This window comes from Priestia sp. 53B2 (assembly GCF_056099005.1).
Window position 1 is genome coordinate 1 of sequence record NZ_JBLZXA010000092.1, and the last position, 255, is coordinate 255.

Annotated in this window: 2 tRNA genes; both read right to left on the bottom strand. The window is 52.5% G+C overall.

From position 1 onward, the window contains the following. Positions 1-47: 47 nt before the first annotated feature. Positions 48-122: transfer RNA gene (locus ACN6NE_RS31265), tRNA-Gln, on the bottom strand. Positions 123-129: 7 nt separating this feature from the next. After that, a tRNA-Tyr gene (locus tag ACN6NE_RS31270) sits at positions 130-213 on the bottom strand. Positions 214-255: the final 42 nt, after the last annotated feature.

Consider the following 255-nt stretch of genomic DNA (forward strand, 5'->3'; position numbering starts at 1 on the left):
TCTGATTAAAAGTCAGATGCTCTACCAACTGAGCTAATGGCTCTCTATGGCTGGGCTAGCTGGATTCGAACCAACGCATGACGGAATCAAAATCCGTTGCCTTACCGCTTGGCGATAGCCCAATAAAGATGGTGGAGGGGGGCAGATTCGAACTGCCGAACCCGAAGGAGCGGATTTACAGTCCGCCGCGTTTAGCCACTTCGCTACCCCTCCGATATAAATGGTGCCGGCAAGAGGACTTGAACCCCCAACCTA